The organism is Bradyrhizobium sp. CFUWI (assembly GCF_056429085.1).
On record NZ_JBWJZE010000002.1, the window covers coordinates 370,951 to 385,276 of the forward strand.

A 14,326-nucleotide genomic window follows, 5' to 3' on the forward strand; every position below is an offset into this window, starting at 1 on the left:
ACGTATGAAGACATCCTGGGCGAAGATCTAACGGCGATGAGCAGATACGGCCAGCCTGATCTTGGCCGTCGCATCCAGGATATGGCCGATGCGGTCGGCTAAAGTCGGGGGCACGTCAGAATATTTCGAGAATGTCGTCTGCGATCCGCTCTGCGAAGCGGGGAGAGATAGAGCGACGAACAGTTGCCTGTGCTTGCAAGCCCGTCGCATCCTCGATGATGTGCTCGACATCGATCAAGTTGAGTAGCGAAAAGGCGGTGTCCGGCTCGATTTCGACGATAACGTCGATGTCGCTGTCAGGCCGATAATCGTCGCTGGCACGCGAGCCGAAAATGGCAAGCTTCGATACGCCTTTACCTTTGATGGCATCTGCGTTCTTGCGTATGGCAGCGACGATTTCGTCACGCGTCATGGAGACACCTGGCCGGTCATGCGGCCAGTCTATCAGCTACTCTGCAGCCTCGCTATGCCCGAGACGGGCGTTGAGCTTGCGGATCAGCTCCTCGGCGGCTTCCGCGATCACGGTGCCAGGCGGAAAGATCGCCTCCGCACCGGCGGCATAGAGCGCGTCGTAATCCTGCGGCGGCACCACGCCGCCGACGATGATCATGATGTCGTCGCGGCCCTGCTTCTTCAGCGCGGCCTTCAGCTCCGGCACGGCGGTGAGATGGGCGGCGGCGAGCGAGGAGACGCCGAGGATGTGGACGTCGTTCTCGACCGCCTGCCGGGCGGCTTCGTCGGCGGTCGCGAACAGCGGCCCAATGTCGACGTCGAAGCCGATGTCGGCGAAGGCCGAGGCGATCACCTTCTGGCCGCGATCGTGCCCGTCCTGGCCGATCTTTGCGACCAGGATGCGCGGGCGGCGGCCTTCCGCCTCCTCGAAGGCGTCGATCAGCGCCTGAACCTTCTCGACCTGGTTGCCCATGCTGGACGCCTCCCGCTTGTAGACGCCGGTGATGGATTTGATCTCGGCGCGGTGGCGGCCGAACACCTTCTCCATCGCGTCCGAAATTTCGCCGACGGTCGCCTTGGCTCGAGCCGCATCGATGGCGAGCGCGAGCAGATTGCCGTTGCCTTCGCCGGCCGAGCGCGTGATCGCCGCGAGCGCGGCATCGACGTCCTTCTGGTTGCGCTCGGCTTTCAGCCGCGTCAGCTTGTCGATCTGCAAGCGGCGGACGTTGGAATTGTCGACCTTCAGGATCTCGATTTTGTCCTCGTCGGTCGGCTTGTACTTGTTGACGCCGATCACCGCCTGCTTGCCGGCGTCGATCCGCGCCTGCGTCTTGGCGGAAGCCTCCTCGATACGCAACTTCGGCAGGCCGGCCTCGATTGCCTTCGCCATGCCGCCCAGCTCCTCGACCTCCTGGATGTGGCCCCAGGCCTTGGCCGCGAGGTCGCGCGTCAGCCGCTCGACGTAATACGAGCCGCCCCAGGGATCGATGATGCGGGGGGTGCCGCTCTCCTGCTGCAGGAACAGCTGGGTGTTGCGGGCGATGCGGGCCGAGAAGTCGGTCGGCAGCGCCAGCGCCTCGTCGAGCGCGTTGGTGTGCAGCGACTGGGTGTGGCCTTGCGTCGCCGCCATCGCCTCGACGGTGGTGCGCATCACGTTGTTGAAGACGTCCTGCGCGGTCAGCGACCAGCCCGAGGTCTGGCTATGGGTGCGCAGCGACAGCGAGCGCGGGTCCTTCGGGTTGAAGGGCTTGAGCAGCTTCGCCCAGAGCAGGCGCGCGGCGCGCAGCTTGGCGACTTCCATGAAGAAGTTCATGCCGATCGCCCAGAAGAACGACAGGCGCGGTGCGAAGCGGTCGACGTCGAGACCGGCAGCAAGGCCGGCGCGCAAATATTCGACGCCATCGGCGAGCGTGTAGGCGAGCTCGAGGTCCTGCGTCGCACCCGCCTCCTGCATGTGATAGCCGGAGATCGAGATCGAGTTATATTTCGGCATCTTTTGCGACGTGTAGGCAAAGATGTCCGAGATGATCCGCATCGAGGGCGCGGGCGGATAGATGTAGGTGTTGCGCACCATGAACTCTTTCAGAATATCGTTCTGAATGGTGCCCGACAGCTTCTCTGGCGGCACGCCCTGTTCCTCGGCGGCGGCGACGTAGAGCGCGAGGATCGGCAGCACCGCGCCGTTCATGGTCATGGACACGCTCATCTGGTCGAGCGGAATCCCTGCGAACAGCGTGCGCATGTCGTAGATGGAATCGATGGCGACGCCGGCCATGCCGACGTCGCCGCCGACGCGCGGATGGTCACTGTCATAGCCGCGATGGGTGGCAAGATCGAACGCGACCGAGAGGCCCTTCTGGCCCGCCGCGAGATTGCGGCGGTAGAACGCATTGGAATCCTCCGCCGTGGAGAAGCCGGCATATTGCCGGACGGTCCAGGGCTGATTGACATACATGGTCGGGTAGGGGCCGCGTAGATAGGGCGCAATGCCCGGATAGCTCTCGAGGAAATCGAGCCCGGCGAGATCGGCCTCGCCATAGGCCGGCTTCACCAGAATGCCCTCCGGCGTCAGCCACGGCTCGGCGCCGCCGGCGGGTGCTGCTGTGGCGGTTCGCTCGAACGCAACGTCGGCGAAATTGGGAATGCGGGTCATGGTTTCAACCATATCATAGACGCTCAATCATGATCCGGATGCTGATGGCTGACGATGGTCGCCATCTTCTCCGGTCCGTAATTCTGCTGCGTGGTCTGGCTCGGCAGGTTCGCGATGCCGACCACCCAGCCGAGGCGGGATTCGGTGCCGTACTGCCGCGTCGGGATTACGCGGTCGGGACGGTCGAAGCTGCCGGTCATGATCTCGATGCGGTCGCCGTCGATGCGGCCGAAGCTCAGCGGCGTGCCGCAGGCGGCGCAAAAGCCGCGCTCGGCGATGGTGGAGGAGCGGAAGAACGAGGGCTGTCCCCTGGTCCAGGCAAAGTCGGTCTTGTTGATGTCGGCAAAGGACGCGAATGGCGCACCGGCGGCCTTCTGGCACATGCGGCAGTGGCAGATCGAGACCTTGGTCGGCGCCGTCATGACAGCAAAGCGCACGGCGCCACATTGGCAACCGCCGGTGAGAACGGGTTTGCTGGTGTCGGTCATGGCTGCTCCATCCGTCGATAGGCGTCTTGCAGCGTGGCAAGCGCATCGCCTCCGGCGAAGACAAAACCCGTGACGCCGGCGGCCCGCAGCGCCGCCTCGGCATCGGTCGGGCGGCCCGCCAGATAGATATGTCGGGCGCCCGCCGTTTGCAGGGCCTTCGCGGCAGGTTCCGCACGATCGGCATAGACCTTGTCGCTGGAACAGAGGCAGGCGAGCTCGGCGCCGGAGGCCTTGAAGGCGGCAACCAGCTTGGCCGGATCGGCAAAGCCTTCGCTGTCCAGGGCCTCGATGCCGCCGGCCTCGAAGAAGCTCTTCGCGAAGGTCGCGCGCGCCGTGAAATCGGCGGGCGTGCCGAGATTGGCCAGGAACACCTTTGGCCGCGCGCCGCGTGCCTTCAGCACGGCATCCGACTTGTCGCGCAGCGCCTCGAATGGCTCCGCGAGCCGGATCGGCGGCAGCGGATCGAACTTGTATTTCTGCTCGCCGTACGGTGCCAGCGCGATCGACGTCGCCTTCAGCACGGTGGCTTCGCTCTCGCGCAGGTTTGGAAACTCGCTGGCGCCGGTCAGGACGTCACGGCGCTTTGCGATGTTGGCGTCACGCGCCTTTCGTGCGGCCGCGACCTTGCTCTGAAACAGGCCTTGCTGAAGCGCGGCAAAGGCGCCGCCGGCCTTTTCGCTCTCCTGGAACAGCGCCCAGGCGGCCTCGCAAAGCTGCGCGGTCAGCGTCTCGATGCCGCCGCTGCCTGCCGCGGGATCGCTGACCTTGGCGAGGTTGCTTTCTTCCAGCAGCAGGAGCTGCGTGTTGCGCGCCACGCGCCGCGCGAACGGATCGGGCAGGCCGAGCGCCAGCGTATGCGGCAGCACCGTGATCGCGTTGGCGCCGGCGAGCCCGGCGGCAAACGTCGCGACGGTCGCGCGCAGCATGTTCACATAGGGGTCGCGCTGCGTCAGCATGCGCCATGCCGTATCGGCGGCGATGAACAATGGTTTCGGCGCGAGCCCGCACGCTGTTTCGATCCGCGCCCACAACAGCCGCAGCGCGCGGAATTTGGCCATGGTCAGGAACTGGTCCGCATCGGCGGAAAGCCGCGCATAGACCATGCCCTGCGCCTGCTCGAGGGGAATGCCGGCGCCTTCGATCGCGCGCAGATAAGCGACGCCGCAGGCGAGCACGAAGCCGAGCTCCTGCACCTCGGAGCCGCCGGCATCGTGGATCACGCGTCCGTCGGCGGAGGTGAACGGCCCCTTGAAGCCGAGCCCGGCGAGCCCCTTGATGGCTCCGGTGATCGCGGGTGCGATTTCGTCCCAGGTATAGGGGCTGTGCCCCCACACCGCGCCGGCCGCGAGCGGATCGAGACCGAAGCGGATATTGCAGGCGGCGGGATCGAGGCCCTTGCCCTTTACATATTCCGCGACGTGGATCGCCGCCATCCGCGATTGCGGACCGATCTCGAGCTCGAGGCCGATTCCGGCGTCGAGATGAATATCCTTCAGGACCTTTGCCACCGCGTCGGCTGCAGGTTCCAGCCCGAAACCGTGCGCGCCATTGGCGCCGGCGAACACCAGCGCGAGCCCGGTCGCGCCGTTCTCCAGATCCTGCAACGCCTGCGCATTCGCGAGCGCCGCATCGGGATGGTCGATCCGCTGGATGACTTGCCAGGGCGCTGCGGCCGGCCGCCCCACCACGGGCGCAACGCCTTTGGCGCGCGGATAGAGCGGATCAATCTTGATGCCGTCATAGGTCTTGCCGACCAGCTTCTCGAACGGCGCGCCCTTCAGCACGCCGTCGACCAGCTTGCGCCAGTCCTCGACCGTCGCCTTGGGAAAATCCGCCGCCAGCGGCAGGTCGTCAGTCACGGAGGTCATGCGGCGAGGGGCTCCCGAACGTATCGTTATGCGCAGGCGAAATTGCCACGGCGGACCGTCCCTGCAAACGGTTGTTTTTGGTTAACCGGTATCCGGAAGCCGCTCAATGCCTTGCGTCGAGACGCTGGCGAGCCCGTCGCGCACGCGAATGCCCGAGATCACGCGATCGGGCGCGATTTCGGCCAGCGGCACCAGCACGAAAGCGCGCTCGAACAGGCGCGGATGCGGCAAGGTCAGGTCAGGCTTCTGCAAGGACAATTCATCATAGGCGATCATGTCGAGATCGAGCGTGCGGGGACCCCAGCGCCGATCCTTCTGCCGCATGCGGCCGAATTTCTGCTCGACCTTCTGCAGCACGAACAAGAGCGCGTGCGGATCGAGGTCGGTCTCGATCTCGATGCAGGCATTGATGAAGGCAGCCTGATCCTCATCGCCCCAGGGCGGTGTGGCATAGTCCGAAGAGCGCGCGATCAATGCGCCTTGCGCCATGCCGCAGATTTGGGCGATCGCCTTGCGGAACGTCGCGCGGACATCGCCGACATTGCCGCCGAGCGCGATCAGCACGCTCGCCATCTCAGGGATGCCGCGAGCGCGTCAGCACGATGCCGACGTCGTCGAAGATCGCGGCGATTGGCGCATGCGGCTTGTGCACGGTGACCTTCACGGCGCGGATGCGCGGGAAGTGCGACAGGATGGCGTCGGCCACCGCGCCCGCCGCGCGCTCCAGCAGCTTGTAATTGGTGTTCTTGAACGCCGCCGTCGTCGTCGCCACCACCTCGGCGTAGGACACCGTATCGGCGAGCCGGTCGCTGCGCGAGGGCTCCGACAGGTCGGTATAGAGTTCGAGATCGATGACGAAGCGCTGGCCGACCTCGGTCTCGTGATCCATCACGCCGTGGCGGGCGTGGATCGACAGCCCGGTGACGAAGATCGTGTCGGTCATTGCTTGCCCTCGATTGCGTTCGCCACCCGCAGCGCCTGCAAGGTCTCGGCGACATCATGGGTCCGGATGATCCTGGCGCCGCGCTGCGCGGCGATCAGATGCGCGGCGATCGAGCCGGCCAGCCGGTCCTTCGGCTCGGACGGCGACACCGAGGCGATGAAGCGCTTGCGCGAGGCGCCGACCAGGATCGGCAGGCCGAACATCTCGAATTCGCGCAAGCGCGCCAGCGCGGTCATGCTCTGCTCGGCGGTCTTGCCGAAGCCGATGCCGGGATCGAGCACGATCTTGTCGCGCGCGATGCCGGCCTTTGCGGCGATGTCGAGCGAGCGCAGGAAGAACGTCTTCATGTCCGTGATGATGTCGATGGCCGGATCGGCGTCGTCGCGGTTGTGCATGACGATGACGGGCACGCCCCTTGCGGCCACCAGCGGGGCCATGGCGGCGTCGCGCTGCAGGCCCCAGACGTCGTTGGCGATCGCCGCGCCCTGGTCGAGCGCGAAAGCCACCACCTCGGCCTTCATGCTGTCGATCGAGACCGGCACGCCGAGGGCTACGACCCCGGCCAGCACCGGCTTCAGCCGGGCGAGCTCATCCTCCGCCGTGACCGGCCGGGCCCCCTTGTAGGGCCGGGTGGACTCGGCCCCGATATCGATGATGTCGACGCCGGCCTCGATCATCGCCCGCGCGCGTGCGAGCGCCTGCTCGGGCGCGACGAACTCGCCGCCGTCGGAGAAGGAGTCTGGGGTGACGTTGAGCACGCCCATCACCGCCGGGATCGACCGTTCCAGCAGCGTCCGCAGCACATCTGGCCCGGCCGAGCCGGCCGGCGGGACGGATGGGGAGGGCGAGGCATTCATGCGGGTGGCTTTAGCGGTCGGGGAGGGGGAGTTCAAGCGGAGACGTTGCCTCGTGCCCCGGACGCAGCGCAGCGCTTCTTCAGCGGTGCGCTGCAGAGCCGGGGCCTATGTTGCCGAGAGCAGTTCGCGCGGTATGGGTCCCGGCTCTGCGCCGCAACGCCAAGGGCGTTGCAGCGCGTCCGGGACATGAGACCGAACGCGGAGCTAATACGTGATCTTCGGCTGCAGCTTCTTCGCCTTGGCGATGATGTCGCCGACCGACTTCTCGGAAGGCAGGATTCGCAGCAGCTTCTTCTTCTCGTTGGCGTCGCGCATGCTCTGGGCGAGCCTTGCCGGATTCCTGTAGGCGAGCTCGCGCACGGTAGTGACGCCGGCGGCGCGGACCAGGCCCACCTTGGCCCGGCCCATGCCGGGGATGCGCATGTAGTCGGACACGTTGGCCCATTCCAGCAGCAGCTGCTCGCTGATGCCGGTCTTGGCGGAAAGCGCCTTGCGGCCCTTCACCGTGCCGGCCGCCTCGAGCAGCGCGTCGGTGGTGCGGATGCCCTGCGCCTTCAACTTGTTGGCGGCAAAGACCGACAGGCCCTCAATCTCGGAGATCGGATATGTCATGATACTCGATATGAAATGCCGAAGCTTCAGGCGAACTGGCTGAGGCCCGGCGTCCCCGCAACGATCCTGCCCATCTGATCTGCTCCGATTTTGTCTCGACCGTAGCGGAAAAGTTCACGGGCGACGTTTTGAATTTCGGACATGCCGAGCCCGAGGCCCATCAGGCGCGTGCCGACCGCCATCAGGCCGCCGCCCATCAGCCGCGACAGTCCGCCGCTGCTGCGGGATGCCTCGATCGCGGCTTCCGCTCCGGGAATCTGATCGATCAGGGCCTGTACGCTATCGGGAGGACCCTCGCTGCGGAGGAAGCCCAGGATGATGCCGACGGTCTTTTCAGCGACAGCACTATCTATGCTGGCGTTTGTCGCCAGCCGCCCGATCAGTTCGTCCATAAGGTCCGCCCCTCAGCCGGTTGCATGCCGGAGTATTTCTTCGAAAATGATCTTGAGCCGGTGTGATGTGAAATTCAAGCGATGAACGCGGGCGTCGGAGCGATTCATCTTCGAAGGCGCGAAAAGTGTTGCAGCGGTGCAAGAGCGGAGATGGAATCGGCGAAAAATTGCCGCGTTGCGAACGGCTCGCCCCTACTTTCGGCTGATGTTGTCCGTCTGTTTCCGGCAATGTCGCATGCTTCGACTGCGTTGAACGGTTTTAATCGGCGCGCGACATGCGCTAAACTACGGAACTGGTGCATTCGAGTTTCGATACGTGAAACCCGGCAAGAAGAGATCAGAGAGAAGAATGACCGCACAGGACAGCAAGCTCGGCGATACCGACGACAAGATCTTCGTCGGCAAGGGAGACGAGCAGGCCTGGCTGACGCTGGCGCTCGCCAATCGCCACGGCCTCGTCACCGGTGCAACCGGAACCGGCAAGACCGTGACGCTGCAGGTGATGGCGGAAGGATTTGCGCGCGCGGGTGTTCCGGTCTTCGCCGCCGACATCAAGGGCGACCTCTCCGGCATCTCGGAGGTCGGCGTGCCCGCGGACTTCATCCTCAAGCGCGCCTCCGGAATGGGTCTGAATTTCCAGCCCGACCAGTTCTCGACCGTGTTCTGGGACGTGTTCGGCGAGCAGGGCCACCCGGTGCGCGCGACCGTCACGGAAATGGGGCCGCTTCTGCTCGCGCGCATGCTCGATCTGAACGACGTGCAGGAAGGCGTGCTCAACGTCGCCTTCCGCGTCGCCGACGACGCCGGATTGACCCTCATCGATATGAAGGATCTGCGCGCGCTGCTCGACGCCATCGTGCCCGATGGCGGGAAGAAGGCGGCGGACGCGGAGGAGAATCCGCTCGCCGCCATCCGCAAGGCCGCGCAGGGGTTCGGCAACGTCACCAAGGCCACCGTCGGCACCATCCAGCGCCAGCTCCTGGTGCTGGAGAACCAGGGCGGCACCAAATTCTTCGGCGAGCCCGCGCTGGCGCTGCAGGACTTCATGAAGACCGACCGCGAGGGCCGCGGCATGGTCAATATTCTGGTTGCCGACAAGCTGCTGCAGAGCCCCAGGCTTTACGCAACCTTCCTGTTGTGGATGTTGTCGGAGCTGTTCGAAGAGCTGCCCGAGGCCGGCGATCTGCCCAAGCCGAAGCTGGTGTTCTTCTTCGACGAGGCGCATCTCTTGTTCAATGACGCGCCCAAGGCGCTGTTGGACAAGATCGAGCAGGTGGTCCGCCTGATCCGCTCCAAGGGCATCGGCGTCTACTTCGTGACACAGAACCCGATCGACGTGCCGGACCGTGTGCTCGGACAGCTGGGTAACCGGGTGCAGCACGCGCTGCGTGCCTTCACCCCGCGCGACCAGAAGGCGGTCGCGGCTGCGGCCCAGACCTTCCGGCCCAATCCGAAGCTCGACACGGCCAAGGTGATCACGGAGCTCGGCAAGGGCGAGGCGCTGGTGTCCTTCCTCGAGGGCAATGGCACGCCGGCCATGGTGGAGCGGGTGATGATCCGTCCGCCGTCGGCCCGCATCGGATCGATCACGCCGGACGAGCGCAAGGCGATCATGGCTGCAAGCCCGGTGAAGGGCAAATACGACACGGCCGTCGACGAAGAATCCGCTTACGAGATGATCCAGAAGCGCATCGCCGGCACGGCGGCGACGGCCGACGGCCCGGCTGGCGCGAGCGGCGGCGGCATTCTCGGTCAGCTCGGCTCGATCGTCGGCACCGTGTTCGGCACCAACGTCAAGCGCGGCCGGATGTCGACGGGCCAGGTCATCGCGCGCGATGTGACGCGATCGGTCACCAACCAGGTGATCGGCGGGATGGCCGCCAATATCGGCAAATCGCTCGGCGGCCAGCTCGGCGGCTCGATCGGCCGCACGCTGGTCCGCGGCGCGCTCGGCGGATTGCTGCGGCGCTAGAGCATGATCCGGAAAAGTGCGAAGCGGTTTTCCGAAAGATCATGCGCAAACAACAACCTGAAGCGCGATGACAATTCAGTCTCATCGCGATTTAGGCAGCCCGCTATGCGCATCCTTCCAGAGGCTCGCCGTCGGCGGGGTTGCGATGTCCTGACGTGGCTGGCACTGCCGCGGCGTCGGCGCTAAAAGCGTTAGACGTCTCGACACCGGCAATCAGGAACACGACCATGGCCAATGCGCAGCTTCAATCCGTGCTCGACCACATCGACAAGGACTTCGACAACAGCCTGGAGCGTCTGTTCGCGCTGCTCCGGATCAAGTCGATCTCCGCGGATCCGGCCTTTGCCGGCGATTGCAAGGCGGCGGCGGAGCATCTCGCCAAGGACATTGCGAACCTCGATGTCGCCACCGAGGTGAGGCCGACCGCGGGCCATCCCGCCATCGTCGGCAAGACCGGGGCCGGCGGCCGGCCGCACGTGATCTTTTACGGCCATTACGATGTGCAGCCGGTCGATCCGCTGGATCTCTGGCACCGCCCGCCGTTCGAGCCTGTGGTGACCGACCACGCCGACGGCCGCAAGATCATCGTCGCGCGCGGCGCCGAGGACGACAAGGGCCAGGTGATGACCTTCGTCGAAGCCTGCCGCGCCTGGAAAAAGGTGACGGGCTCGCTGCCGATCGACGTCACCTTCCTGATCGAAGGCGAGGAGGAGGTCGGCTCGAAGAATTTCGTGCCCTTCATCGAGGCCAACAAGGACGAGTTCAAGGCCGACTACGTGCTGGTCTGCGACACCGGCATGTGGGACCGCAACACGCCGGCGATCACGACCTCGCTGCGCGGCCTGCTCTATGAAGAGCTGAAGATCACCGCCGCCAATCGCGACCTGCATTCCGGCGTGTTCGGCGGCAGCGCGATGAACCCGATCCGGGTGCTCACGAAAATTCTGGGCGGCCTGTTCGACGACGACAACCGCATCACCATTCCCGGCTTCTATGACGGGGTGAGGGATCTGCCGCCCGACATCCTCGCGCAATGGAAGAAGCTCAACCTGACGCCTGAGATGTTCCTGAAGCCGATCGGCCTGTCGATCCCTGCCGGCGAGAAGGGGCGCCTCCTGATCGAGCAGGCCTCGTCGCGCCCGACCTGCGACGTCAACGGCATCTGGGGCGGCTATATCGGCGAGGGCTCCAAGACGGTGATCCCCTCGCATGCCTCGGCCAAGGTCTCGTTCCGCCTGGTCGAAGGGCAGGACCCGCAAAAGATCCGCAAAGCCTTCCGCGATTACGTCACCGCACGGCTTCCGGGCGACTGCAAGGTCGAGTTCGGCGACCATTCCGCCGCACCCGCCGTCGCGCTCGACTGGAACATGAAGCCGCTCGCCGCCGCCAGCAAGGCGCTCACGGACGAATGGGGCAAGGAGACCGTGCTGATGGGCTCCGGCGCCTCGATCCCGATCGTCGCCGACTTCAAGCGCACGCTCGGCCTCGACTCGCTGCTGGTCGGCTTCGGCCTCGATGACGACAACATCCACTCGCCGAACGAGAAGTACGACCTGCGCAGTTTCCAGAAAGGCATCCGCTCCTGGGCCCGCATCCTGGCGGCCCTGGCGGAGGTGAAATAGGCGCGGGTGCCGTAGTGCGGTAGTGCCGTAGGGTGGGCAAAGCGTAGCGTGCCCACCACCTCTCAGTGATTCCAAGAGAGAAGACGTGGGCACGCTGCGCTTTGCCCACCCTACGAGATCTGGCCAACAAAAACGCCGCCCGGGATTGGGCGGCGTTTCATTCCAGAACGTGCAGAGGTAGTTCGGCGAAGACACTACCTTAAATTCGTGAAAATCTCAAGACCGATAGCCCGGAAGCTCGCGGTCGAGCTTGCGCAGCAGCGGCGGCCACACCAGGTTGGTGGCGCGCAGCTCGGCGCGATCGCGGTTGGCGAGCAGCTCGCTGTTCTTCTCGATCGCAGTCTCCTCGACCGGATAGACCGGCGTGCCGAGCGCGCGCGTGCGCACCTGCATCGAGCAGGCGCGCTCGAGGTGGTACATGCGCTCGAAGGCGGAGGCGACCGAGCGGCCGACCGTCAGCGTGCCGTGATTGCGCAGCAGCATGTGATTGTGGTCGCCGAGATCCTTCTGCAGCCGCGGCCGCTCGTCGTGGTCCAGTGCGATGCCTTCGTAGTCGTGATAGGCGAGGTCGTGGGTAACGAGCTGAGCGGTCTGGTTCAGCGGCAACAGGCCTTCTGCGCTGCTCGACACCGCGGTGCCGTCGAGCGTGTGGAGGTGCAGCACGCAGATCGCGTCCTCGCGGACCTCGTGGATCGCCGAATGAATGGTGAAGCCCGCCGGGTTGATGCTGTATTCGCTCTCGGAGAGCTGGTTGCCGTGCAAATCGACCTTGACGAGGCTCGAGGCCGTGATCTCCTCGAACATCAGTCCGTAGGGGTTGATGAGGAAGTGATGATCGGGGCCGGGGACGCGCGCGGAGATGTGGGTGTCGACCAGATCGTCCCAGCCGTACAGCGCGACCAGACGATAGCAGGCGGCGAGATTGACCCGTTGCTGCCATTCGGCCTCCGTCATATCAGACGGCATTTCCTTCAGGCGCGCTTCCGCTGGCGACATGGCTGATCTCTCCGAACATCGTTGTTGCGGGGAGGGAGCGTAGCCCTGGTGGTGAGTGGCGGCAAGGCGCGTCAGCAGCGCGGCAGTCAAGCGTAGCCCGCATGCTTGTCCGCCGTAGCTCGAAGAGCGAAGGCGGAAGCGCTACGGGAGAAAATCATTACGGCGCCGGGATCGACAGCAGGCTGGAGATGCTGCGGCCGCGGATGTCGTAGACGCGGGCGAACACCACATCGTCGCGCTTGATCTCGACCATCACCGGCGCGGTGAGGCCCTTGCAGTAGAACTCGCTGAGCGTCATGGCGAAATCGGCCGCGTTGGAATCCCAGCCAATGGTGAAGTCGGGGCCGAGGGCGACCTGCGCCGGGCGCTGCGGACCGCACACCGCGACCTTCCATTTGCGGTTCGCAGGCGGCACCTCCTGGCGCTCGACGATCTGCTCGCGCAATCCGTCGGAGGCCTGCTTCAGCGCGAGGCCCCAATAGTCCAGCATGAAACGGCTGTCGGCGCCGCGCACGGTGCCGGCGATGTGGTTGAAGTGCGTGTATTGATAGGGATGCAGCCGGATCATCTCGGCGAGCGGCAACGCGAGGCCGAAGCAGAAGGTGGCGAGCACGACGGGCTGCCAGGTGCGGTGATTGGCGCGCAGGCGCTCCATCGCCCGGGCGAAGGCGACGCCGGCGAGCACCGCCATCGGCGGAATCACGAACACGAAATGGCGGATGCCGTTGTACAGCGCCGGCCGCTTCACCATCGCGATCACAAGCGGCAGGGTCGCAGCCAGCGTCAGCATCAGCATGATGGTCTTGCGCCGCGCCGGCACTTCGCCTCGTGCCAGCATGGCGAAGGTGCTGAACACGGCGCCGGCCATCAAGACCAGCATCACCTCGGGCAGCTGGAGCGCGAACAGCGTCGGCAGATAGGACCACGGCATGTCGGGCACCGACACGATCGCGCCGTCGAACATCTCCTTCCACGGCTTCTCGAAGAAGTGCGAGAAGTAGGTCAGCGCCTGGAAGGGATTGCCGGGCTCCATGATCGACCACGGCCAGATCAGGCCCATCACGAGATAGCCGAATACGAGGCCGGGCAGCAGCACATAGACGACATGGGCGAAGCGGCGAACCGACTCGCGCAGGCCCTCGTTGCGCAGTTCCTCCAGCAACAGCGGGATGAAGCCGAGCAAGGCGTAGACCAGGGCGAGCCCGCCGAGAACGCGGCAGCCGAGCGAAAGACCTGCGCCGAGCCCGACGATCAGGATCGTGCGCGGCGAGGGCTGCGGATATTCCTCGGCGAGCCGGACGAGGCCCAGCATCAGGATGATCATGGCCACCGCGAAGGGCGCGTCCTTCGGGTTCATGAACATGTGGCCGTAGAAGATCGGGCACAGCGCGAGCAGCAGGAGCGCGGCAAGACCGGCAAGCGGGCCGCCGATGCGACGGCCGAGCCGCCACGTCACCGCGAGCCCGATCACGCCGACGACGGCGCCGACCAGACGTCGCGTCTCGAACAATTCGAGCGGAATGATTTTGTGCAGGAGGGCCGCGACCATGTCGAAGCCGCCGCCATACATGTAGAGATTGGCGAAGGAGAGCGCCGCAATGTCCTTGAAGCCGGAACCGAACATGCGCAGCAGCAGGTCGGCATATTCAGCATGGGTGTAATCGTCCCAGCCGAGGCCGTAATCGCGGAAGGTCAAGCCTGCAATGACGGCGACCACAGCCAGCACCAGCATGGCGAGATCGTCGCAAGTCCGTTCGACCGAGCGCCGTTGAGGCGTGTCGATCGCCGAAGTCGTGATGGATGTCATGGCTATCGGTGCCCCGGAATCCCCTCTTGGCCCTGCTGGTGCGCGCGGGCCTCAACCCCGGACTCCCTATAGCGCAGTTCCATTACCAAGTAATTGGGCATTATGGCTAAAATCCTGATGCAGCGCAGCAATTCCCGATTTCAGAGCAGCCTAGCAGTAGCGAG

13 protein-coding genes are annotated in these 14,326 nt (G+C 65.1%); 2 read left to right on the forward strand and 11 right to left on the reverse strand.

Features of this window, described 5'->3' with window-relative positions:
* Positions 1-115: 115 nt before the first annotated feature.
* From AC066S_RS05500 to AC066S_RS05540, 9 genes are all read right to left on the reverse strand, one after another.
* The gene (locus AC066S_RS05500; RefSeq protein WP_126256247.1) at positions 116-412 is read right to left on the reverse strand and encodes a nucleotidyltransferase family protein; all 297 of its coding nucleotides are present in this window, start codon (positions 410-412) and stop codon (positions 116-118) included.
* Positions 413-448: 36 nt separating this feature from the next.
* The gene (gene scpA / locus AC066S_RS05505) at positions 449-2,605 is read right to left on the reverse strand and encodes a methylmalonyl-CoA mutase (RefSeq protein ID WP_135168104.1); all 2,157 of its coding nucleotides are present in this window, start codon (positions 2,603-2,605) and stop codon (positions 449-451) included.
* A 23-nt stretch (positions 2,606-2,628) separates the two neighbouring features.
* Positions 2,629-3,093: a GFA family protein gene (locus tag AC066S_RS05510; protein WP_135168069.1), complete on the reverse strand. Its 465-nt coding sequence runs from the start codon at positions 3,091-3,093 to the stop codon at positions 2,629-2,631.
* Positions 3,090-4,961: a methylmalonyl-CoA mutase family protein gene (locus AC066S_RS05515; protein ID WP_478269113.1), complete on the reverse strand. Its 1,872-nt coding sequence runs from the start codon at positions 4,959-4,961 to the stop codon at positions 3,090-3,092. The genes AC066S_RS05510 and AC066S_RS05515 overlap by 4 nt, the downstream gene beginning before the upstream one ends.
* Positions 4,962-5,042: 81 nt before the next feature.
* On the reverse strand, positions 5,043-5,534 hold the full coding sequence (gene folK, locus AC066S_RS05520) for a 2-amino-4-hydroxy-6-hydroxymethyldihydropteridine diphosphokinase (protein WP_478269114.1): 492 nt from the start codon (positions 5,532-5,534) through the stop codon (positions 5,043-5,045).
* A 1-nt stretch (position 5,535) separates the two neighbouring features.
* Positions 5,536-5,904: a dihydroneopterin aldolase gene (gene folB / locus AC066S_RS05525; RefSeq protein WP_135162515.1), complete on the reverse strand. Its 369-nt coding sequence runs from the start codon at positions 5,902-5,904 to the stop codon at positions 5,536-5,538.
* Positions 5,901-6,761 (reverse strand): dihydropteroate synthase, encoded by an 861-nt coding sequence (gene folP, locus AC066S_RS05530; protein ID WP_478269115.1) that lies wholly within the window; start codon positions 6,759-6,761, stop codon positions 5,901-5,903. Before folP ends, folB begins: the two co-directional genes overlap by 4 nt.
* Positions 6,762-6,965: 204 nt before the next feature.
* Positions 6,966-7,373: a DUF4332 domain-containing protein gene (locus AC066S_RS05535; RefSeq protein ID WP_097662917.1), complete on the reverse strand. Its 408-nt coding sequence runs from the start codon at positions 7,371-7,373 to the stop codon at positions 6,966-6,968.
* Between the two features lie 26 nt (positions 7,374-7,399).
* Positions 7,400-7,765, reverse strand: coding sequence for a DUF2267 domain-containing protein (locus AC066S_RS05540; protein ID WP_478269116.1), 366 nt, complete (start codon positions 7,763-7,765; stop codon positions 7,400-7,402).
* Positions 7,766-8,114: 349 nt separating this feature from the next.
* Between AC066S_RS05540 and AC066S_RS05545 the strand changes: the two genes are divergently transcribed.
* Together AC066S_RS05545 and AC066S_RS05550 are read left to right on the forward strand one after the other, a co-directional pair.
* Complete coding sequence (locus AC066S_RS05545) at positions 8,115-9,737, forward strand: helicase HerA-like domain-containing protein (RefSeq protein ID WP_478269117.1); 1,623 nt, start codon at positions 8,115-8,117, stop codon at positions 9,735-9,737.
* Between the two features lie 227 nt (positions 9,738-9,964).
* Positions 9,965-11,359, forward strand: a complete 1,395-nt coding sequence (locus AC066S_RS05550; RefSeq protein WP_478269118.1) for a M20/M25/M40 family metallo-hydrolase — start codon at positions 9,965-9,967, stop codon at positions 11,357-11,359.
* A gap of 216 nt (positions 11,360-11,575) precedes the next feature.
* Here AC066S_RS05550 and AC066S_RS05555 read toward each other — a convergent pair whose 3' ends face one another.
* Entirely contained in the window at positions 11,576-12,355 is a 780-nt protein-coding gene (locus AC066S_RS05555) for a class II aldolase/adducin family protein (RefSeq protein WP_478269119.1), read from the reverse strand.
* Between the two features lie 157 nt (positions 12,356-12,512).
* On the reverse strand, positions 12,513-14,162 hold the full coding sequence (locus AC066S_RS05560) for a glycosyltransferase family 39 protein (RefSeq protein WP_478269120.1): 1,650 nt from the start codon (positions 14,160-14,162) through the stop codon (positions 12,513-12,515).
* Between the last annotated feature and the right edge of the window lie 164 nt (positions 14,163-14,326).